This is a genomic window from Bacillus seohaeanensis (assembly GCF_042684945.1).
Taxonomy (GTDB): Bacteria; Bacillota; Bacilli; order Bacillales; family Bacillaceae_B; genus Rossellomorea; species Rossellomorea seohaeanensis.
On record NZ_JBHUMF010000034.1, the window covers coordinates 13,856 to 36,437 of the forward strand.

Annotated in this window: 18 protein-coding genes; 15 read left to right on the forward strand and 3 right to left on the reverse strand. The window is 38.1% G+C overall.

Features of this window, described 5'->3' with window-relative positions; all coding sequences use genetic code 11:
• Nucleotides 1-82: 82 nt before the first annotated feature.
• On the forward strand, nt 83-1,618 hold the full coding sequence (purH, locus tag ACFSUL_RS20185) for a bifunctional phosphoribosylaminoimidazolecarboxamide formyltransferase/IMP cyclohydrolase (protein WP_377937988.1): 1,536 nt from the start codon (nt 83-85) through the stop codon (nt 1,616-1,618).
• Between the two features lie 132 nt (nt 1,619-1,750).
• Nucleotides 1,751-3,022 carry a phosphoribosylamine--glycine ligase gene (gene purD, locus ACFSUL_RS20190; protein WP_377937990.1) on the forward strand — a complete coding sequence of 424 codons (1,272 nt, stop codon included), beginning with the start codon at nt 1,751-1,753 and terminating at the stop codon, nt 3,020-3,022.
• Here purD and ACFSUL_RS20195 read toward each other — a convergent pair.
• The gene (locus ACFSUL_RS20195; protein ID WP_377937992.1) at nt 3,000-3,113 is read right to left on the reverse strand and encodes an EYxxD motif small membrane protein; all 114 of its coding nucleotides are present in this window, start codon (nt 3,111-3,113) and stop codon (nt 3,000-3,002) included. The two genes, purD and ACFSUL_RS20195, sit on opposite strands and share 23 nt — an antisense overlap.
• Before the next feature lie 98 nt (nt 3,114-3,211).
• Complete coding sequence (locus tag ACFSUL_RS20200; protein ID WP_377937994.1) at nt 3,212-3,667, reverse strand: YgaP family membrane protein; 456 nt, start codon at nt 3,665-3,667, stop codon at nt 3,212-3,214.
• Nucleotides 3,668-3,894: 227 nt separating this feature from the next.
• On the opposite strand from ACFSUL_RS20200, the gene ACFSUL_RS20205 reads away from it, so the two are divergent.
• The 8 genes from ACFSUL_RS20205 (at nt 3,895) to putP (ending at nt 15,948) form a co-directional block, all read left to right on the forward strand.
• Nucleotides 3,895-5,634 carry an adenine deaminase C-terminal domain-containing protein gene (locus ACFSUL_RS20205; RefSeq protein WP_377937996.1) on the forward strand — a complete coding sequence of 580 codons (1,740 nt, stop codon included), beginning with the start codon at nt 3,895-3,897 and terminating at the stop codon, nt 5,632-5,634.
• A 173-nt stretch (nt 5,635-5,807) separates the two neighbouring features.
• Nucleotides 5,808-6,836, forward strand: a complete 1,029-nt coding sequence (locus tag ACFSUL_RS20210) for a DUF3048 domain-containing protein (RefSeq protein WP_377937999.1) — start codon at nt 5,808-5,810, stop codon at nt 6,834-6,836.
• A 29-nt stretch (nt 6,837-6,865) separates the two neighbouring features.
• Nucleotides 6,866-7,162, forward strand: a complete 297-nt coding sequence (locus ACFSUL_RS20215; RefSeq protein ID WP_071414110.1) for a YerC/YecD family TrpR-related protein — start codon at nt 6,866-6,868, stop codon at nt 7,160-7,162.
• A gap of 330 nt (nt 7,163-7,492) precedes the next feature.
• Complete coding sequence (locus tag ACFSUL_RS20220) at nt 7,493-8,176, forward strand: heptaprenylglyceryl phosphate synthase (RefSeq protein ID WP_377938096.1); 684 nt, start codon at nt 7,493-7,495, stop codon at nt 8,174-8,176.
• A 121-nt stretch (nt 8,177-8,297) separates the two neighbouring features.
• Nucleotides 8,298-10,535, forward strand: a complete 2,238-nt coding sequence (gene pcrA, locus ACFSUL_RS20225) for a DNA helicase PcrA (RefSeq protein ID WP_377938002.1) — start codon at nt 8,298-8,300, stop codon at nt 10,533-10,535.
• 71 nt (nt 10,536-10,606) lie between these two features.
• Nucleotides 10,607-12,613 carry an NAD-dependent DNA ligase LigA gene (gene ligA / locus ACFSUL_RS20230; protein WP_377938004.1) on the forward strand — a complete coding sequence of 669 codons (2,007 nt, stop codon included), beginning with the start codon at nt 10,607-10,609 and terminating at the stop codon, nt 12,611-12,613.
• 17 nt (nt 12,614-12,630) lie between these two features.
• Nucleotides 12,631-13,779 carry a CamS family sex pheromone protein gene (locus ACFSUL_RS20235; protein WP_377938006.1) on the forward strand — a complete coding sequence of 383 codons (1,149 nt, stop codon included), beginning with the start codon at nt 12,631-12,633 and terminating at the stop codon, nt 13,777-13,779.
• 660 nt (nt 13,780-14,439) lie between these two features.
• Nucleotides 14,440-15,948 carry a sodium/proline symporter PutP gene (gene putP, locus ACFSUL_RS20240; RefSeq protein ID WP_377938008.1) on the forward strand — a complete coding sequence of 503 codons (1,509 nt, stop codon included), beginning with the start codon at nt 14,440-14,442 and terminating at the stop codon, nt 15,946-15,948.
• 57 nt (nt 15,949-16,005) lie between these two features.
• Here putP and ACFSUL_RS20245 read toward each other — a convergent pair whose 3' ends face one another.
• Nucleotides 16,006-16,938 (reverse strand): VanW family protein, encoded by a 933-nt coding sequence (locus ACFSUL_RS20245; RefSeq protein ID WP_377938010.1) that lies wholly within the window; start codon nt 16,936-16,938, stop codon nt 16,006-16,008.
• A gap of 137 nt (nt 16,939-17,075) precedes the next feature.
• Here ACFSUL_RS20245 and ACFSUL_RS20250 point away from each other — a divergent pair, with 137 nt between their 5' ends.
• The 5 genes from ACFSUL_RS20250 to ACFSUL_RS20270 all read left to right on the forward strand — a co-directional run bounded on the left by ACFSUL_RS20250 (nt 17,076) and on the right by ACFSUL_RS20270 (nt 22,501).
• Complete coding sequence (locus ACFSUL_RS20250; protein ID WP_377938012.1) at nt 17,076-17,930, forward strand: hypothetical protein; 855 nt, start codon at nt 17,076-17,078, stop codon at nt 17,928-17,930.
• Nucleotides 17,931-18,237: 307 nt separating this feature from the next.
• Nucleotides 18,238-19,275, forward strand: coding sequence for an N-acetyl-gamma-glutamyl-phosphate reductase (gene argC / locus ACFSUL_RS20255; RefSeq protein WP_377938014.1), 1,038 nt, complete (start codon nt 18,238-18,240; stop codon nt 19,273-19,275).
• A 55-nt stretch (nt 19,276-19,330) separates the two neighbouring features.
• Nucleotides 19,331-20,560 carry a bifunctional ornithine acetyltransferase/N-acetylglutamate synthase gene (gene argJ / locus ACFSUL_RS20260; protein ID WP_377938016.1) on the forward strand — a complete coding sequence of 410 codons (1,230 nt, stop codon included), beginning with the start codon at nt 19,331-19,333 and terminating at the stop codon, nt 20,558-20,560.
• Nucleotides 20,523-21,341, forward strand: a complete 819-nt coding sequence (gene argB, locus ACFSUL_RS20265) for an acetylglutamate kinase (protein ID WP_377938018.1) — start codon at nt 20,523-20,525, stop codon at nt 21,339-21,341. The genes argJ and argB overlap by 38 nt, the downstream gene beginning before the upstream one ends.
• Nucleotides 21,338-22,501 carry an acetylornithine transaminase gene (locus ACFSUL_RS20270; protein ID WP_377938020.1) on the forward strand — a complete coding sequence of 388 codons (1,164 nt, stop codon included), beginning with the start codon at nt 21,338-21,340 and terminating at the stop codon, nt 22,499-22,501. Before argB ends, ACFSUL_RS20270 begins: the two co-directional genes overlap by 4 nt.
• Nucleotides 22,502-22,582: the final 81 nt, after the last annotated feature.

Sequence of the window (22,582 nt, forward strand, 5' to 3'; positions counted from 1 at the left end):
TCCTGGCACAAAACAGGTATTTTGTGCCAGGAACAGATTGAGAGGAATGTGCCAGGAACAATCAAGCGAGGAGGAAACAACAATGAAAAAAAGAGCACTAATCAGTGTGTCAGATAAAAGCGGCGTTGTAGAATTTGCGAAAGAGTTAGAAGAACTAGGTTACGAGATTTTATCAACTGGTGGTACAAAGCGTATTTTAAAAGAGAATGGTGTAGAAGTGATAGGTGTTGAGGATGTAACAGGATTCCCTGAAATCCTAGAAGGTCGTGTTAAAACACTTCATCCGAATATTCATGGCGGATTGCTAGCTAAACGTGATGATGAAAATCACCAATTACAATTAGAGGAACAAGGTATTCAAGGAATTGACTTAGTATGTGTCAACCTCTACCCATTTCAACAAACGATTGTGAAACCAAATGTATCGGTAGAAGAGGCGATTGAGAACATTGATATTGGTGGTCCAACAATGCTCCGAGCAGCAGCGAAAAACCATCAATATGTAACAGTTGTTGTCGATGCTCTAGATTATGAGGAAGTGTTGGCACAGCTTAAAGCGAGTGGGGAAGTTTTAGGAGAGAAAAGACGTAAGCTTGCAGCAAAAGTTTTTCGTCACACAGCGGCATATGATGCTTATATTGCTGACTACATGACAAAAATCAGCGGGGAAGAAAATCCAGAACGTTTTACTGTTACGTATGAATTAAAACAGTCTCTTCGTTATGGAGAAAATCCACATCAAAAAGCAGAGTTTTATCGTCAGCCGTTAGGTTCCGAGTTTTCCGTTGCAACAGCTCGTCAGCTTCACGGTAAGGAATTGTCTTACAACAATATTAATGATGCCAATGCAGCGCTTCAAATTATAAAAGAATTTACAGAACCAACTGCTGTTGCTGTAAAACATATGAACCCTTGTGGAGTTGGGGTAGGAGAATCTATTGAAGAAGCATTTTCAAAAGCATATGAAGCCGATTCGACCTCCATCTTTGGCGGAATCGTTGCATTAAATAGAGTAGTAGACGAAGAGACTGCGAAGAAGTTACATAAAATTTTCTTAGAGATTGTCATTGCGCCAGCTTTTACAGAGGAAGCGTTAGAAATTTTAACAAGCAAAAAGAATATTCGTTTATTAACGGTACCGTTTGAAACAGAAGCAGCGATTGAACGCAAACTTTCAACAGTAGAAGGCGGACTGCTTGTACAGGATGATGATACATATTCACTAGAGGATGCAGACTTGCGAGTTGCTACGAAGAGAGAACCAACTGAAGAAGAGTGGGCCGCTCTTAAATTGGGCTGGAAAGTAGTAAAACATGTGAAATCTAATGCAATTGTTGTGACAGACGATAAGATGACACTCGGAGTTGGAGCAGGGCAGATGAACCGTGTTGGTGCAGCAAAAATTGCATTTGAACAAGCAGGAGAAAAAGCAAAAGGATCTGCAATGGCATCAGATGCATTCTTCCCTATGGATGACACAGTCGAGGCAGCCGCAAAAGCAGGGATTACTGCAATCATTCAACCGGGCGGCTCCATCCGTGACGAAGACTCCATCAAAAAAGCTGACGAACACGGCATCACCATGGTCTTCACTGGAATTCGCCACTTCAAACACTAAAAAATAATAGAGGTCCGTCCCTCATCTCTTTAACGTGATGAGGGACGGACCTCGGATTAAGACTCAGCTTGGATTTTGAGACAAAAGCTAAACCTTTACTCAATTTTTCAAATACAGGGGGAATACAATACGATGAGAGTACTCGTTATTGGACGCGGTGGACGTGAGCATGCAATTTGCAAGAAGCTAGCAGATAGTAAGAGTGTATCGAAAGTTTTTTGTGCACCTGGAAATGCTGGAATTGCAGGTGATGCGGAATTAGTTACATACTCCGAGACGGATGTAGATTGTTTAATTCAATTTGCAAAGGAACAAAATATTGCCTATACCGTGGTAGGCCCTGAAAATCCGCTACTTGAAGGAATCGTCAATAAATTTGAGGATGCTGGCTTGAAGGTATTTGGACCAACAAAGGAAGCAGCTATCATTGAAGGAAGCAAAACTTTTGCAAAAGATTTAATGAAGAAATATCAGATTCCAACGGCAGCTTATGAAACTTTTACAGAATTAAAGCCTGCAAAATCTTACGTTGATAAGATGGGTGCTCCTATCGTTATAAAAGCAGATGGGTTAGCTGCAGGGAAAGGTGTAGTCGTAGCCCAAACAAAAGAAGAAGCCTATGATGCTTTAGAAGAAATGTTGTTAAATAAACGGTTTGGTGATGCATCTGCACAGGTTGTTGTGGAAGAATGCTTGGTTGGAGAAGAGTTTTCTTTAATGGCGTTTGTAAATGGGGAAGACGTTTACCCTATGGTCATCGCTCAAGACCATAAGCGGGCATTTGATGGAGATATGGGTCCAAACACGGGTGGAATGGGAGCATATTCTCCTGTTCCACATATAAAGAATAGTGTTATTGAAGAAGCTGTCGAGTCTATTCTTAAGCGAACAGCAAAGGCAATGGTAGAGGAAAACCGTACATTTACAGGAATTCTCTATGCAGGGCTGATGCTCACAGATAAAGGTCCAAAGGTTATCGAGTTTAACGCACGTTTTGGAGATCCAGAAACACAAGTTGTGCTACCAAGGCTGCAATCAGATTTCGGTGAAACGCTGCTGAAATTAATGAATGGTGAGACATTGCAACTTGAGTGGAGTAATAAAGCTGTTTTAGGTGTGGTTATTGCAGCCGAAGGTTACCCAAATCAATATAAAAAGGGAACTCCGATTAAAGGATTATCCACTCTAGATGAAACGGCACTCGTTTTTCATGCTGGTACAAAATTGGATGAAAATAAGCAATTAGTATCAAATGGTGGAAGAGTTTTATTGGTAACTTCGGAATCAGAAAATATAGCAGCAGCTTTTGATAAAGTTTATGAAGAACTTAACAAAGTTTCACTAGATGGCTTTTTCTATCGTGAAGACATTGGTAAGAAGGCTATCGAGCCCGTCTCTTTTTAGATTTTCTAATATAAACGTAAAAAATGGCGATAATGCTGCCGATTAAGGAAATAAGCACATAGGACATGTCTGTAAGGTATTCCCAAAACATATTTATTCCACTCCTTTTATATGATAATGAAGAGGAGCAACTCTTAATGGTTGCTCCGTTTTTAAAGTTAAAGGTCCGTCCCTCACTGATTTACTGTGTTAAAGATCGGATGTGTCTTGTTGTTGCTGATCTTGGTTAGTCTTGCCAGAAAGTGCGGCTTGGACTTCAGCATTTGTGAAATCTTCGGGATTGAAGTCTTGTTGTTTATTACTATCTTTTTCCCTGTTTTTGTTGCTCTCTTTGTTATCCTCTTTATCGCTATTTTGGTTTAATACATTGTTGAGATCAAACATTCCTAGTCCAGCAGAAGGGGAATCTTTTTCATCTGAAGACTTTTTCCCTTTACCACCTAAATTATTATCGAGCAGATCTGTTACTGGGCAGTAGCGCAGGATGCCTTCTCCAACTTTCATTGCAGCAAGCATCGCCATTAGTAAGTAGGAGTCTCTCCAAGGCCGTTTGACTAGTTTTGCGGTCACCCATGTCAAAATAGTCAATCCACATGTAATACGGATTAAAGCGTTAATAATCCCGATGTTCTGTGAAACTTTCATCGTGCTATTTCCTCCTTCTTTTTCTAGTTTTAGTAACTAATATCAGTGTCTTAGGGAGTATTAGCTGTTTACGCTACAATCTTGTATCCCTTAGCACTCAGCTTTTCCTTTTTTCCTTTAAATAAAATTTACATAATTGTTAAAAACCTTTAATGCGTTAAATAGTAAAATATGTTAACATTAATGAAACTAAAACTAATTCCATTCCATTAGAGGAGTGAACCGCCTTGGAACAGCGTTACAGATGGAAAAACAAACAACTGCGAGAACATGTTGATGTTCTTAATGGAAAGTTATCTCCAACGTTACTTTTAAAAAATGCAACATACCTTCATTCCACATTAAAAAAATGGATAGAAGGACATATTTGGGTTTACAAGGATCGAATTGTTTATACAGGTGATTCACTACCAGAAAAAATGGACCACTGCGAGATAGTGGATTGTCAGTCGCAATTTTTAGTTCCAGGCTATATTGAGCCACATGTACACCCTTTTCAGCTTTATAATCCCCAAACTTTCTCAGAGTATGCATCTCAAACAGGAACAACAACATTTATAAATGATAACTTGGTGCCTTTTTTACAATTGAGAAAAAAGAAAGCGTTTTCTTTATTGAGGGAGTTCAGAAAATTGCCTGTTACGATGTATTGGTGGGCTCGGTTTGACTCGCAAACAGAAATGCAAAATGAAGAGGTCGCATTTTCTCACGGGGATGTGAAATCATGGCTGGAGCATGAAGAAGTAGTGCAAGGTGGAGAATTAACAGCTTGGCCTAAATTGCTTGAAGGCGATGATATGATGCTTCACTGGATTCAAGAAGCCAAACGAATGAGAAAAGTTATTGAAGGGCATTTGCCAGGAGCTTCAGAGAAGACACTTGCAAAAATGACTCTTCTTGGCATTGATGGGGATCATGAAGCGATGACTGGCGAAGAAGTGTATAAGCGATTACTTCAAGGTTTGACCGTTACACTGAGACACTCATCAATAAGGCCAGATTTACCTCAGCTACTCCAAGGGTTAAAAGAAAAGGAAATTACGAACTATGATTCGCTATTGTTTACAACAGACGGTTCGACACCAGCATTTCACGAAGAAGGTGTGTTGGACAACTTAATTAAAATGGCGATTGATAGTGGAATACCGGCTATAGAAGCATATAATATGGCTAGTTATAATGTGGCAAAACACTATAGTTTAACCTCTATTCATGGAATGATCGCAACCGGAAAAATAGCTAATATCAATTTTCTGGAAAATAAAGAAAACCCAACTCCTGTTTCGGTTCTCTCAAAAGGAAAATGGGTGAAAAGAAATGCAGAATCCACTCATTACGAGTATGATATTAATTGGGAGGAAGTAGGAATTGCCCCGTTATCTTTAAACTGGGAAGTAGATATGGAAGACCTACAATTCTCAATGCCATTTGGGATTGAAATGGTAAACGATGTCATTACAAAGCCATATTCCATTAACATTGATGCGTCGGTAAATGAGCTATCGTATGATCATGATCAAAGCTTTTTAATGTTGATGGATCGCAATGGCGAATGGCGGATTAGCACAATACTAAAAGGTTTTAGTAAAAATGTGAAAGGATTTGCCTCTTCTTATTCTAATACTGGAGATATTATTTTAATTGGTAAAAGAAAAAAGGATATGATGGTTGCTTTCGATCGAATGAAGGAAATTGGAGGAGGCATCGTTTTAGTGGAAGATGGAGAAGTACTTCATGAAGTGGAGTTGCCACTCGGAGGGCTATTTTCCAAAAAGAAAATGCCAGAACTTATAGAAGAGGAGAAAAAATTAAAACTTCTTTTACAAGAGAGAGGTTATCATTTTTCTGATCCGATTTATACGTTACTATTTTTGCAGTCGACACATCTCCCATATATTCGGGTCACACCAATGGGAATGTATGACGTCATGAAGAAAACGGTACTCTTTCCATCGATAATGCGTTAAAATATGAAAGTACAGCAAAATTTATTTATCCCACATTAACGGGCAGTGAGCCCCCTACTTCAAGGTTTAGAGGAATCAAAAAAGCATAAGTGGGGGGAACTGCCCGTTACTGCCTAATTAGTGCGGGAAAGCCTCACTAGTGGAAGTTTTACTTTATAGGAGTGTCTGATTTTATGCTAAAAAAGGCTATCGTGATAGCACTGAGTACATTTGCGTTGGTTGGATGCAGCTCAGAAGTTGATGATGAAAAAGAGAAAGTAGAACAAGGAACAGTAGAGCCGGGGAATAATGAGCAGGTAGAAGAAGCTGCTTTTCAGTTTCCGTTAACGGGAGAAAGGACCAAACAGGAACCTGAAGTACGTTCTGTTGCCGTAATGGTCAATAATCATCCAAAAGCAAGACCTCAATCTGGTTTGTCTCAAGCGGACATTGTCTATGAAGTGTTAGCTGAGGGGGAAATTACAAGATTCCTTGCTATTTTCCAAAGTGAAAAACCTGAAAAAATTGGTCCTGTTCGTAGTGCCCGTGATTACTATATTGATTTAGCTAAAGGGTACGATAGTCTTTATATTGCTCATGGATACAGCCCAAAAGCAAGAGAAATGCTGCGCGGTGGTAGTATAGATAATTTAAATGGGATTGAATATGATGGAAGTCTTTTTAAGCGTGCTAGCGATCGAGTAGCACCGCATAACTCTTACATTTCGTATACAGATATTGTAAGAGGAGCAGAAGATAAAGAATTTGAGATGAGCACTCCACCGGAAAACTTATCTTTTTTAGAAAAAGAAGAGAAAATTACAGGTGAGATGGTGGAATCTGTTACGGTATCTTACTTTGATAATCCACTTTTTGAAGTTGTATATCAATATAACGAGGAAAAGGGTAAGTATGAACGTTACTCCAATGGTGAACAAACTATTGACTATGAAACAGGTGAACCAGTGCTATTGGAAAATATTTTTATTGCAGAAACGGCTCATAAAGTGGTGGATAGTGCCGGCAGAAGAAATATTGATATTCAATCTGGAGGAGAAGCATATCTCCTACAAGAAGGCAAGATGCAGCAAGTCGAATGGGAAAATGAGGGCGGAAAGATTTTACCGTATAAGGATGGTGAACAAGTTCCGTTTGTAAAAGGCTCTACATGGATTAATATCATTCCTGATAATCCGGGCCTAGATGGATCTGTTTCCTATTAAGCCTAAGAATAAAGAAAAGGAGTTTATCTATGCAAATAAATAAAATAAGAGGAAAAGAACTAGATCAGTTATTTAATGCAGTACTTTCCCTACAAGATAAAGAAGAATGTTATCGCTTTTTTGATGATTTATGTACCATTAATGAAATTCAATCACTTTCACAACGTCTAGAAGTAGCCCGAATGCTTCAAGATGGCAAAACATATCATAAAATTGAGACAGAAACGGGGGCAAGCACTGCAACAATTTCTCGTGTGAAACGTTGTTTGAATTATGGAAACGATGCCTATCAAATGGTATTAGACCGAGTAGATGAAGGAAAATAATTTGGTGGACCGCTCATAACGAGTGGTTCTTTTTTTATGGTGCACGAGGATGGTAATCTTGCTAATTAAAATATATATCTAGTGACTAGCCCTTTAAAGTGTTAGTCATTTTTTATCGGCGAAACGACAAACATTGACTTATTTCAACGTAATCTGCTGTTATATATTTAAAATCCGAGCTCAAATAATACGTTTAATTATGCCTATCTCTTGCAGAAAAAGGCTCGAAATCATTTTTAATATCCTATAGTTTACATTAGAAGAGATAATGCGACTCCTTCTTACAAATGATATAATGTTGAGATGGATGAAAGAATGGAGGAACTATTGATGTATGATGTCCGCGAATGGAGCCATGTGTTTAAATTGGATCCTGCCAAAGATATAAGTGATGAGGATTTAGAGGCTATTTGTGAATCAGGAACAGATGCGATAATCGTAGGGGGAACGGACGGGGTAACACTTGAAAAAGTGCTGGATTTAATGGCCCGCGTTAGACGCTACACTGTTCCTTGTGTATTAGAAGTTTCTAATCTAGAATCGATTACACCAGGCTTTGATTTATACTTTATTCCAATGGTTTTAAACAGCTCGAAAATAGATTGGGTAACAGGTTTGCATCATCAGGCTGTAAAAGAATATGGTGAAATCATGAACTGGGAAGAGATTATTGTAGAGGGCTATTGCATCTTAAATGAAGACTGCAAAGCTGCGAAGCTAACGGAAGCCAACACCTCTATAGTAGAAGAGGACGTTGCGGCTTATGCTATGATGGCAGAGAAAATGTTTCATTTACCGATATTTTATCTTGAATACAGCGGTACGTATGGAGATGTAAAAACGGTTGAAGAAGTTAGTCGCACGTTAGAAGAAACGACATTGTTCTATGGAGGCGGCATTAAAACTGTCGAACAAGCCAAAGAAATGGCTGAAGTAGCAGACGTAATTGTAGTAGGAAATATAATATATGAAAACCTTAAGGAAGCACTTAAAACGGTAAAATCTATAAAATAGAAGTCCGTCCCTCAACGCTTTAGAGCGATAAAATGCGACGGTTTTGCTCGTTTTTTGGATTGTGTTGGTATATAATGTTGTTATAAAATAGAGAACAAATGTTCGTTATGGTGGTGAGAGAATGCAATTTTTGACTGATCGATTATTGAATGGAATGAATCCGCAGCAAAGGGATGCTGTGAAGGCAACGGATGGACCATTATTGATTATGGCTGGTGCAGGATCCGGGAAGACGCGTGTGTTGACACATCGAATTGCCTATCTCATGGTGGAAAAAGGAGTTAACCCGTATAATATTTTGGCGATTACCTTTACGAATAAAGCAGCAAGGGAAATGAAAGACCGTATTGGGAATATTCTTGGCGGTGCAGCTGAGGATATTTGGATTTCAACCTTTCATAGTATGTGCGTCCGCATTTTAAGGCGAGATATTGACAGAATTGGTATTAATCGAAACTTTACGATTTTAGATCCAACAGATCAGAAATCTGTTATTAAAGCAGTTTTAAAAGAGAAGAATATTGACCCAAAAAAATTTGATCCTCGTTCTATCTTAGGAAGTATAAGCTCCGCAAAAAATGAACTGATAACACCAGAAGAATTTTCAAAAACAGCTGGAGGCTACTATGACACGGTTGTATCCGATGTTTATACGGAATATCAAAAGAGATTGCGGAAGAACCAAGCACTCGATTTTGATGATTTAATTATGACGACGATTCAACTTTTTCAACGTGTTCCAGAAGTATTGGAATTTTATCAACGTAAGTTCCAATACATTCATGTAGATGAATACCAAGATACAAATAGAGCGCAATATATGCTTGTCAAATTGCTAGCAGCACGCTTTCACAATCTTTGTGTTGTCGGTGATTCTGATCAATCCATTTACCGGTGGCGTGGAGCTGATATCGCTAATATTCTATCGTTTGAAAAGGATTATCCAAGTGCAACGGTAATTCTTTTAGAACAGAATTATCGTTCTACGCAAAGAATATTAGAAGCAGCTAATAAAGTTATTAATAATAATTCAAATAGAAAAGATAAAAATTTATGGACAGAAAACTTGGAAGGGGAAAAGATCTCTTATTTCCGTGCGGATACAGAACAATCAGAAGCACAGTTCGTTACAGGAAAGATTAAAGAAATGGTCGAGAGCGGCAAACGTAAATACTCCGACTTTGCCATTCTGTATCGTACAAATGCTCAGTCCCGTGTAATGGAGGAAATTTTACTTAAATCGAATATCGAATACTCGATTGTTGGCGGAATAAAGTTCTATGATCGTAAAGAAATAAAAGATATTTTAGCTTACCTTCGACTTATTGCCAATCCGGATGATGATATTAGTTTGCAACGAGTTATTAATGTTCCCAAAAGAGGTGTAGGGTCTACATCTATAGATAAGATTGCTCGATATGCAGCAGATCACGACATATCCATGTTCCGTGCATTGGAAGAAGCAGATTTTATTGGGCTGAGTCCTAAGATTACAAAGGCAGTAATGGAATTTAAAGAAATGGTTAAAGGCTATACAGCAATGCAAGAATACCTGTCTGTAACAGAGCTGGTAGAAGAAATACTAGATAAATCAGGCTACAAAGAGATGTTAAAATCGGAAAAATCTATTGAATCGCAAAGCAGATTAGAAAACTTAGATGAGTTTTTATCTGTTACGAAAAGCTTTGAAGATACAAATGATGATAAGAGTTTAGTGGCGTTCTTAACTGATTTAGCATTAGTTGCAGATATAGACCGTTTAGATGAAGACGACCAACCGAAGGAATCGGTTGTTTTAATGACACTTCATGCTGCCAAAGGGTTAGAGTTTCCTGTCGTGTTCCTTATGGGAATGGAGGAGGGGGTATTCCCTCACAGCCGTTCTCTTATGGAAGAAGAGGAGATGGAGGAAGAACGCCGTCTTGCTTATGTAGGAATAACGAGAGCGGAAGAAGAACTTTTTATGACAAATGCACAAATGAGAACATTATTTGGCCAAACAAAAATGAATCCAGTTTCGCGTTTTATTGGTGAGATTCCAACGGAACTGTTGGATGAAGTGGTACCGGAAAAGAAAACACCGTTTCAGACGAAATCGAAATCCTCCTTTGGGCAGGTATCTCCTTCTGCGAGACGAACAATGCCCCGTAAACCTGTTTCTAGACCTGTTCCAACTTCAACAGGTGGAGAGGCTGCTAATTGGCAAGTAGGAGACAAAGCCCAGCATAAAAAGTGGGGGACGGGAACGGTTGTCAGTGTGAAAGGCTCTGGTGACAATACAGAACTTGACATCGCTTTTCCAAATCCAAATGGAATCAAACGTTTACTGGCTAAATTTGCTCCCATAGAGAAAGTTTAAAGCGAAATTTCAATCAATCCGGGTTTTACTGCCAATTAATGTGGGATAAAGTGAAGGAAAGGGTTGTTTTAATGGAATGGAATTCAGCTGAAAAGCGTGTAAAAGAGCTACAAGATTTATTAAATAAATATAATTATGAATATCATGTATTGGATAAACCATCCGTTACCGATGCTGAGTATGACCAATTGCTGCGTGAACTTATAAAGCTTGAGGAAGAATATCCGAGTTTGAAATCGGCAGACTCACCATCTCAGCGTGTTGGCGGTGCTGTACTGGATTCTTTTGAAAAAGTACAGCATAGAACATCCATGTTAAGTCTAGGAAATGCTTTTAACGAAGAAGACCTGCGAGATTTTGATCGTAAAGTCCGTCAAGCAGTAGGAGAAGAATTTTCATATGTTTGTGAACTGAAAATTGATGGATTAGCTGTTTCACTTCGTTACGAAAATGGATTGTTAGCACAAGGTGCAACCCGCGGAGATGGAACAATAGGAGAGGATATTACGAAGAATCTGAAAACAATTCGTTCTATCCCGTTAAAAATTTCTGAACCTTTATCAATTGAAGTTCGTGGTGAAGCATTTATGCCAAAAGGATCTTTCGGGGCATTAAATAAAGTAAAAGAAGAAAAAGGAGAAGAACCGTTTGCCAATCCGCGAAATGCGGCAGCTGGTTCTCTTCGTCAGCTTGATCCTAAAATTGCGGCGTCCCGAAATTTGGATATTTTCTTATACGCAATTGCTGATGTAGGAGACACAGAGATAGAATCACATAGTGAAGGATTAGACCGTTTAGAAGAGCTTGGCTTTAAAACAAATAAAGAGCGGAAACGCTGTGAAAATATTGAAGAGGTCATTCAATATGTGGAAGAATGGACGACTAGACGTCCTGATCTTTCTTATGATATTGATGGAATTGTTATCAAAGTGGATTCGCTTGATCAACAAGAAGAACTCGGCACGACAGCTAAAAGTCCGCGATGGGCAATTGCTTATAAATTTCCGGCAGAAGAAGTGGTAACGGTTCTAAGAGATATTGAACTAAGTGTTGGGCGGACTGGTGTTGTTACTCCTACGGCGATTTTAGACCCAGTTCGAGTAGCTGGAACAACTGTTCAAAGGGCATCACTCCATAATGAAGATTTAATTAGAGAAAAGGATATTAAAATCGGCGATCATGTTGTGATAAAAAAAGCTGGTGATATCATTCCTGAGGTCGTAAATGTGCTTGAAGATCGACGGACAGGAGAAGAACAAGAGTTTTTGATGCCGAGTCATTGTCCTGAATGTGAAAGTGAACTAGTGCGACTAGAAGGAGAAGTAGCTCTGCGTTGTATTAATCCAAAGTGTCCAGCGCAAATACGAGAAGGTCTTATTCATTTTGTATCAAGAAATGCGATGAATATTGATGGACTCGGTGAAAAGGTCATCAGTCAGTTATTTAGAGAAAAACTCATTGTCGACGTGGCAGATTTGTACAAGTTGAAAAAAGAGCAATTGCTTGAACTGGAGCGGATGGGAGAAAAATCTGTAGATAATTTGCTTGAAGCAATTGAAAAGTCTAAGCAAAATTCATTGGAAAAACTGTTGTTTGGGCTTGGTATACGTCATGTTGGAGCAAAGGCTGCTAAAACATTAGCTCAACAATTTAATACCATTGATAAGCTAGCGAAAGCAACAAAAGAAGAGCTGACAGCTATCAATGAAATTGGAGACAAAATGGCAGACGCAGTCGTTGCGTATTTTGAAAATGAAGAAGTTCAAGAGCTTTTAATAGAGTTGAAACAAGTCGGGGTTAACTTGGAGTACAAAGGACCTAAACTAGTAGCAGTGGATGAAATAGACTCTTATTTTGCAGGGAAAACGGTTGTGCTTACAGGAAAAATGGAGCAACTGGGGCGTAATGAGGCAAAAGAGAAGATTGAAGCCTCTGGAGGAAAAGTAACTGGCAGTGTCAGTAAGAAAACAGATTTAGTTATTGCCGGTGAAGATGCAGGATCGAAATTGACAAAGGCACAACAATTAGAAATTGAAGTTTGGGATGAGGCTAAGCTGTTGGAAGAACTTAACCGATAAGAGGTGTAACTAAAAACATGAGAAAAGGACTTTCGGCTGTACTACTTGCTTTATTGGTGCTGAGTGGATGTGCACCAACGTTTGAAAAGCAAGATCAAGTCGTTCAGGAAGATCAAGATAGTCAATCGAAAAAGGCGATTATACCAAGTTATCAAATATCAGAGGAGTATTACAAAACGCTTCTTCCCTATGAGCCAAGTGCTACTCGCGGTGTTGTAGTAAATAATCTTGAATCACGATATGACTTAAATGAATTTGAAACTGGTTTATTGAGAATGGCTAAAAAAACGTTCTCAACTAAGTCGTACCTATTTAAGGAAGGGCAAATTCTCTCAAAAGAGACAATTGATTCATGGTTACAGCGGAAATATACGAGTGCACAATTAAAAGAAAGAAAACTGAAAGACACAGATAATGTGGGATTAAATCCAGTAGAAGAAAAAGGGCAGAACGAACCGATTTATCTAGCTCATATAATAGAGCATAACTATTTAATAAAAAAAGAAGACGATAAAGTTCAGCTTGGTGGAGTAGCTATTGGACTTGCGCTAAATTCAGTTGAGTATTCGCAAACTTCTACGGGAGCAACATCTGCGGAGCCAATTAGTAATGAAACAATAAAACAACAGGGAGCTGCTATTGCTAGTGAAGTCTTGAAAAGGCTGAGAGAAAGAGAGGAACTTCAAGGGGTTCCGATTACAATAGCTCTTTTTAAGCAAACTTCTAGGGATTCGATTGTGCCGGGAAGTTATTTTGCTTTTACCAATGTGAAGGGAAAGGAAAGTACAATTTCAAATTGGGAAGCAGTAAATGAAAGTCACTTTGTTTTTCCATCTCCTGAAGCTAAAAGTGCTCATTCAAAAGATGTCAATGTATTCGAAGAGTTTGCGACAAAGGTTCAAACATACTTTCCTACTTATACAGGAACGGTAGGAAGGGCATTTTATCAAGACGATAAATTGAAAGAACTGAGGGTAGAGATTCCGCTAACATTTAAAGGGAAAGCAGAGACAATTGGATTTACACAATATCTTTCTACATTTATAACAAAGCAGTTTCCAGCTGATTGGAATGTAGAGGTACTAATTACTGCGTCGTCTAATCCAGAAGCGTTAATCTTAAAAAAGCCTAACAGTAAAGATCCATATGTCCATGTTTATGAATAGAACCTTGGATGAAAAAATAGAATGATATACAAAGAAGTCTCATATAGAGTAGACATTTATCTTAAAAGGGTGACTTAAATCATAAACGATTTAAGTCACCCTTTTATTTTTTGAGATAAACTGTGTGAATATACCTAAAGAGAACGAAATAAAAGATTTACTTCATTTACTTAGCAAATAAGAACTAGTCAAGGTTCTATTGGAGATATTTAACTACAAGTGTGGAATAATCTGTAAAATGGGGGAGAAAAGAATTATAGTAAACGATAGGCTGGATTGAAAAAAATAAGTTAAATTTATGAAGTTTGTCCAACTTAATTTTATTAATTTTCATGAATAGATATAGAGAATAAAGCACCTTATTAAAAATATATACAATATAAATGAATAATTATTCATTGGATAAATGTTTTCGGAATTTTCGGTTTGTTCTAAAGTGAATAGTGTGTTAGTATAAATAACATTGTAAGCTTGATTCACTCTTCACAAGAGGCGAAATTGTCTTTTAGAAAAAAATCTGTGAATAAGTTTACAATGAGTATGCAAGGGTAAAGATTTGCTAGAGTGTTTTATGGTATGGGTCATTTATCACGCAACCAAAGCACTTCTAAGCGCCATATTTTTAAAAATATACTTTGAAAGGGGAATGCTAACTACAATATGGATACTGCTACTTTAGTTACGTTTATTATCTACCTTGTCGGAATGTTAGTGATTGGAATTATTTCTTACAGATTAACTAGTAATTTATCAGACTATGTTCTTGGAGGACGTAGTTTAGGACCGGGTGTTGCGGCACTAAGTGCTGGGGCATCTGACATGAGTTCATGGCTATTATTAGGTTTACCTGGTGCAGCATACGCTTCGGGACTTGGATCTATTTGGCTGGCAATTGGTTTAACCATCGGTGCTTATTTAAACTGGAGGTTTGTTGCTTCAAGATTACGTTCTTATACAGAGGTTGCAAGCGACTCTATTACAGTACCAGATTTTCTTGAAAATCGTTTTAAAGATAAATCTCGTGCTTTACGTGTTATTTCCGCTTTAGTTATTCTAGTCTTCTTTACCTTCTATACTTCATCTGGATTAGTAGGTGGAGCAATTCTTTTCCAAGAATCATTTGATATGAGCTATAACAGTGCTCTTTTAATTGGTGCAATTGTTATCATTTCTTACACTTTCCTTGGAGGATTCCTTGCGGTTAGTTGGACTGACTTTATTCAAGGGATTCTAATGTTCTTAGCTTTAATTGTTGCACCTATCGTGGCACTTACAGAAGTAGGTGGCTGGGGTAGCACAATGGATCAAGTTCGAGAAATTGATCCAACTTATCTAAACGCGTTTACTGGAATGACAGGGCTTGGAATTATTTCTTTACTAGCATGGGGTCTTGGATATTTCGGTCAACCACATATTATTACACGCTTTATGGCATTGAAATCTACAAAAGATGTACCAAAGGCACGCTGGATCGGTATGACTTGGATGATTATCGGTTTAATTGGTGCTGTATTAGTAGGTCTGAGTGGTATTGCTTACTTTGCAGATGCACCATTAATTACTGACGCAGCTGATAACTCGGAGAAAGTATTTATTCTATTCGTGGATGTATTATTTAATCCTTGGGTATCTGGTATTCTATTAGCAGCGATCCTCTCAGCGATTATGAGTACTATTGATTCTCAGTTACTTGTTTCTTCAAGTGCACTTGCAGAAGATTTCTATAAAGCAATTATTCGTAAAAATGCTTCTGATAAGGAGCTAGTATGGGTTGGACGCTTTGGAGTAATTCTTATTGCTGTTATTGCCGTACTTCTGGCAATCCCAGGTAACCCTGCAAACGAAAATGCTTCTAGTATTCTAGATCTTGTAAGTTATGCATGGAGTGGATTCGGTGCAGCATTCGGACCAGTTATTCTGCTTGCACTATTCTGGAAACGTATGAGCCGTAATGGTGCACTAGCAGCTATGATCACAGGTGCTGTAACGGTTGTTGTTTGGAAACAGTTAACAGACTCTGGTGTTATTCCGTTCTCGTTATATGAAATTGTACCTGGTTTCATTTTAGCGTTGATCGCAGCCGTTATTTTCAGTAATGTCGGTCAGGGACCATCAGACGAGATGGAAAAAGAATTCGACGAAGCTGCTGCAAACGATATAACAAAATAATGAAAATAGTAAAACTCCCTTATCGATCGATAAGGGAGTTTTTGTGTATTGCACCTTTTACTCATGGCTATCAACATCAAAGTCTAATTCCGTTTCTTCAAAAGGAAACTTCGATGCTTCGGGAACCTCACGGGGATCATAATTGATAACATCAGAAGAATACACCGAAATCATGACTTGTCCTCCGTATACTTTTGCCCTTAATAGCAATGGTTGGTTGTACTGGTTTTGAAAGGAGAAATCGGGGCCATACCAACTGACAGTAGCATCTCTACCCTTTGGAACATAGCGAACGTTCCGACTGTGAGAAGAACGTTTCAGTATATTTACACCAGCTTTGTCCACCGCATTAAATAATGTTGATGACACTTGGCATATTCCTCCACCAATACCTTCAGATAACTCTCCTTTAATAATGATAGGAGCAGGTAAATACCCTTTTTCTTTTGTTCTTTTACCAACTACTTTGTTAAACGAGAAGGTTTCGCCAGGAAAGATGACATGATTATCAATTGCTTCAATGGCAAGCGAGATATTAGTTGTTCTTTCTTTATTGTTTTTATTGAAATAAGTAGTGTATTGCCCAATGCGCCTTGTGCGAATATTTGCAAGGAGTTCACTGTCAACCCTTGGATGAATGTTTAAAGTGGGTACTATAATACCTTTTTTTATATCACCATAAAAATACTTGTAAAACTGTTTGGTGAATTCCTTTTTATTTAACTGCTGACCTAATTGTCCAGGGATGATTTGTCCATTTTCATCAATACTGGCATTTATCGGAGGGATATAGACTTGATCTTCCAATTGTTCAAGAAGCTGTTCATATTTATGCTTATCAATTAGTGGCTCATCTAAAAAAGGTAGAGCAACATCTTCACGTCTCACGTTAAACATCTCACTATTTTCATCGATGATGAGTAAAGTGGGATGTGAGGAACCAATAAAATTATAAGATAAAAGTAATAAAAGAGCTAAGGGGATTTTCATGAACGCATGCCTCCTAAAGCTAGTATGAGTAGATAAGAACGGTATCATACAAATTAGAAAGAAGATAAAAATTCCCAAAAATTATTAGTAATCGAAAATAGCTCCTTTCAAATAATAAGAAAAAAAGGAGAGTAAAAATGCACAAAGCGAAATTAATAGTAACCGTCTTTGTTATTTTCCTTGTATTAATTTCCCCAGCGGAGATAACGAATGCTAGTGATTTAGCAGATACTGATAATCCAACAAGTTTTTCAGGAGAAATTCTTCCTTGGAGTAAAGCGGATAAGTTAATTCCAAAGGGATCGAAATTTACGGTTATTGATGTAACCACTGGCCACCAATTTAAAGTGCAAAGAAGAGCTGGCAATAAGCATGCCGATGTCCAACCTCTTACAGAAAAAGATACAAAAATGATGAAAAAAATATACAGGGGAAGTTGGAGTTGGAAAAGAAGATCAATTTTGGTTCTTGTAGATGACCAACTACTTGCAGCTTCTATGCATGGAATGCCTCACGGTGCAGGTGCGCTACAAAATGGGTTTCCAGGTCATTTTTGTATTCACTTTTGGGGAAGCACGACACATAAAACTAAACATGCTGATCTCGCTCATAAGCTAATGATATTAAAAGCTGGAGGAAGATTGGAAAGTTACTTACGTGCTCTAGAACCTGAAGAAGTTATTTATGTTTTTGAAACAGCTATCAACAATAGGGATAAAGATATTTTGGACTTAACCGTTACGGAAATGAAAAACAATCATCGGTTTAATAAAGTTTTAAAAGAAATAAGTATCATGAAAATATTAGATGTCAGAACGAGTAAAAATGATAATAATGAGTATATGATTACCGAAATCCCAGTTCGAGCAAAGCTTTATTATAAAGATAATAGTAAAGAAACAAAACAGCTTTTATTTGTACTAGAACGTGAAGGATCTGCGCTTCGTTGGGGAATAGATTCAGACTATCTTCTTTCACAATTAGATGCTTGAGGAATTCAAGCGTCTTTTTTTATTTGGCTGTTTTTGTAAAGTTTGTTGCTTTTTAATGAAAAACTAAGTTTAACTTACTGAGTCAAGTGCCCGTAGCGAAAATCAACGGGCTCAATATATAAGTAAAAACAACAACCTATGAGAAAAGAGCCTTTTATTTTATATTTCAATAAAATCATGTTTTTTATCATTCCTATTTAAAGAAGTATCAAAATTTATTAACTATTTATATTTATACTGTTGATTTTGTTTTTATACAGTCATATAATAAGAACTATCTTAAAAAACTAGGCGCAGGTGATAAGGTTTGAATGTAGGAGTAGTAGGAGCAACAGGATATAGTGGAGTGGAGTTGTATCGTTTGTTAGCAAATCACCCAGAAGTGGAGATGTGTAATGTTTATTCATCTAGCTTGGATAAAGTTGCATATACGGAAATTTTCCCGCATCTTCAAGAAATATCCGGTGAGCAAATAAATGCTATTAATGCAGAAGAAATGAAAAAAGAATTGGATGTTGTTTTTTTAGCGACTCCCTCAGGAATTTCAAAAGAGTTAGTCCCAGAGCTAACTGGTAGTAAAGCGAAGGTGATTGATCTCTCTGGCGATTTACGATTGAAAACGCCAGGCGAGTATGAAAAATGGTACGGTAAAAATCCAGCTTCTGCAGCACTTCTAGATAATGCTGTATATGGATTATCAGAATGGAACCAGCAAGCAATAAAAAAGGCAGATGTTGTTGCAAACCCAGGATGTTATCCGACCGCCAGTTTATTAGGGTTAGCTCCTTTAGTAAACAGCGAAGAGATAAAATCGCAATCGGTCATTATAGATGCTAAGTCAGGTTTATCAGGGGCAGGAAAAAAGGCATCATTAACGAGCAGTTTTGCTGAATCGCAAGAGAATTTCCGAATATATAAAGTACATCAACATCAGCACATTCCAGAAATTGAACAACAATTGCAGTGGTGGAGTGGTAAGAAAGAAAAGATTACTTTTTCTACCCATCTTGTTCCGATGACTAGAGGGATTATGGCGACAATGTATGTGGAACTTTTGAAAGATTGGAATACAGAGAGTTTGCAAGATTACTATCAATCTATATATGAAAGTTCTCCATTCGTTAGAGTGAGGAAAAAAGGTTCTTTTCCTAGTACGAGAGATGTTTATGGATCTAATTATTGTGATATTGCTGTAGAGCTTGATGAACGGACAAATCGAGTCACAATCGTATCTGTCATTGATAATTTACTTAAAGGTGCAGCAGGCCAGGCTGTTCAAAATATGAATTTAATGTTTGGTTTGGAAGAAACAACGGGTCTTACGCAGTTTCCAATTTATCCATAAAGTGGGACCTTATTAACCGTTAAAGCGGGATAACTTTTCAGGGGGAAGAGGAGAAATGAAAACACTTGGTATAGAACATATTGAAAAAGTCGAAAAGGGAACAATTCTTTCCGCAAAAGGGTTTAAAGCAGGTGGTATTCATGCTGGTCTTCGTTACGCTAAAAAGGACTTTGGAATGATTTATAGTGAAAAACCAGCAAGTTGCGGGGCTGTCTATACACAGAGCCATTTCCAAGCACCTCCGCTTAAAGTGACACAGGATAGTATCAGTCAACAACAAATGCTTCAAGCAATTGTTGTTAACAGTGCAGTAGCAAATGCTTGTACAGGAGAACAAGGATTAAAAGATGCCTACACGACAAGGCATTTGATTGCAGATCGCTTCCAAATTCCAGAAGAGTTTATTGCTGTTGCCTCTACCGGAGTAATTGGGGAATGGCTACCAATGGATAAAATTGAAAAAGGCTGTAGCGAGGTTATGGTAGAAAGTAATGAAGACAGTGCTCAATCATTTCAACAAGCTATACTAACTACGGATACGGTGGAAAAGTCAGCTTGTTACCAACTAGAGATTGAGGGAGAAATAATTACTATTGGTGGTGCTGCAAAAGGATCTGGAATGATTCACCCGAATATGGCGACAATGCTTGGATTTATTACAACAGATGCAACGATAGCTTCGGAAAAACTACAAGTAGCTTTGAGTGAAGCTATTAATCAATCATTCAATCAAATTACCGTTGACGGGGAAACGTCTACAAATGATATGGTTCTTGTGATGGCAAACGGAATGGTGGAACACAAGACATTAGATGAGAAGCATCCTGATTGGAAAACCTTCAAAAAAGGACTCCAGCTTGTTTGCGAGGATTTGGCGAAACAAATTGCAAGAGACGGAGAAGGTGCAACAAAGTTGGTAGAAGTAGAAGTAGTGGATGCCTATACGGATGATGAAGCAAGGGTAATAGCCAAAAAGGTTGTTGGTTCTGATCTAGTAAAAACAGCTGTTTATGGGGCAGATGCGAATTGGGGAAGGATTATTGGGGCAATCGGCCATAGCGATGCAACAGTTAATCCAGAAACATGTGATATTTATATTGGAGAAACACTTGTTTTCCATCAAGGAACCCCGCAAGCTTTTTCAGAGGACATTGTTAGTTCGTATATGAAAGGGGAAAAAGTAGAGATCAAAATTGCTCTTCATATCGGCACTGGAGTAGGTAAGGCTTGGGGGTGTGACTTAACTTATGACTATGTCAAAATTAACGCAAGCTACCGAACGTAACAATATAAAGCCAGTTATGGTCATTAAACTTGGTGGGAGTATTCTTTATGAATTATCAGCAACATTTTTTACAAGCCTGAAAGAAATCCAGAAAGATTATGATTGTGTCATTGTCCATGGAGGCGGACCGGAAATATCCAAATTGCTAAATGGACTTGGTATTGAATCGGTATTTGTAGAAGGACAGAGGAAAACAACAGAGGATGTATTATCGGTAGTAGAAATGGTGCTTGGCGGCAAAGTAAATGTGCATTTAACAAGTCAACTTCGGTCTTATGGAATCAGCTCAATCGGATTAACAGGGTACGATGCAGGACTCTTAACAGCTACTCCTATAAATAAAGCAAAATTAGGATTGGTTGGAGAAATAAACAAGGTCAATGTGGAATTAATTCAGCAATTATTTTCTCTTAAGTATCTTCCTGTTATTGCTCCATTAGCCATTTCAAAGGATGGAGAAAAGTTAAACGTAAATGCTGACTTAGGAGCATCTGCTATTGCCAATGCTCTAAAGGCAGAAAAATTGTTGTTTGTGACAGATGTACCGGGAATTTTAAAAGAAGGAACACTTCTTTCAAAAGTAACAAAACAAGAAACAAATGAATTAATGGAAAAGGGAGTTATTTATGGAGGAATGATTCCGAAAGTAAAAGCAGCAACATCATCTTTATCTTCCATATTAAAAGAAGTAGTCATTGTTAGTGGAGAACAACCTATATATCAGAATGGAAATATAAATGGAACTGTCATTACAGTAGAAGAGGATGTGGTCAAATCGTGAGTAGTTTATTCCCTACCTATAGCCGCCTGCCACTTGAGTTAGTGTCAGGAAACGGAACAATAGTAGAAGATCATAACGGAAAGTCTTATCTTGATTTTATATCTGGGATTGCTGTCTGTAATCTTGGTCATGCTCCAGAAGAGGTGAAAAAGGCGATAGAAACACAATTACAATCCATCTGGCATGTATCCAACCTGTTTACCATTTCTAATCAAGAAAAAGCAGCCGAGTTATTGGTAGCAAATAGCTCAGCAGACGCCGTTTTTTTCTGCAATAGCGGCGCTGAAGCAAATGAAGCCGCAATAAAATTGGCAAGAAAGCATACAGGAAAATCAACTATCATTAGTTTCAAGCAATCCTTTCATGGTAGAACTTTTGCGACAATGAGTGCAACTGGTCAAGAAAAGATCCATGGTGGCTTTGGTCCGTTGCTTCCGTCATTTGACTATCTTCCATATAACGATATCGAAGCAGTGGAAGGTATTGGAGGAGAAGACATAGCGGCTATTATCGTCGAAGTCATTCAAGGAGAAGGCGGAGTAAATCCAGGTACGCAATCCTTTTTACAAGCGGTAGAACAAAAGTGTAAACAGCTTGGAGCACTCCTTATCGTTGATGAAGTGCAAACCGGAATAGGTCGAACAGGACTTCCATTTGCTTATCAACATTACTCCATTTCTCCCGATATCATCACAACTGCGAAAGGACTAGGGAGTGGATTTCCCGTAGGAGCTATGCTTGGAAAAGCGGACCTTATCCCATCCTTCTCTGCCGGTGTACACGGCTCGACCTTTGGAGGCAACCCACTGGCGATGGCGGCAGCACAGGCAACGCTAGAAACGATTTTTCAGGAAGAGTTCCTGCAAGAGGTAAAACAAAAAGCAGAAGCCTTTCTTGGTAATATAAAAGAAAAATTAAAAACAGTTCCTTCTGTTAAAGAGGTTAGAGGAAAAGGCTTCTTAATTGGAATTGAGCTAGAAACAGAAGTGAAACACCTACTTGATCAATTAAGAGAAGAAGGGCTGCTTGCATTGTCAGCTGGTCCTCGTGTTATTCGATTATTGCCACCGTTAACTGTCACGGAGGAGGAATTACAAGAGGCAAGTGAGAAGTTATTAAAGGTGTTGGGGGTATCTTCCAATAAAAGTCAGTATGTCTAGAAATCTAAGCAATGTGTCCAGTAAGGTTAGAAAAGTGTCTGGAAACGAAAGAAAAATGTCCAGTAAGTTCACGGAAATGTC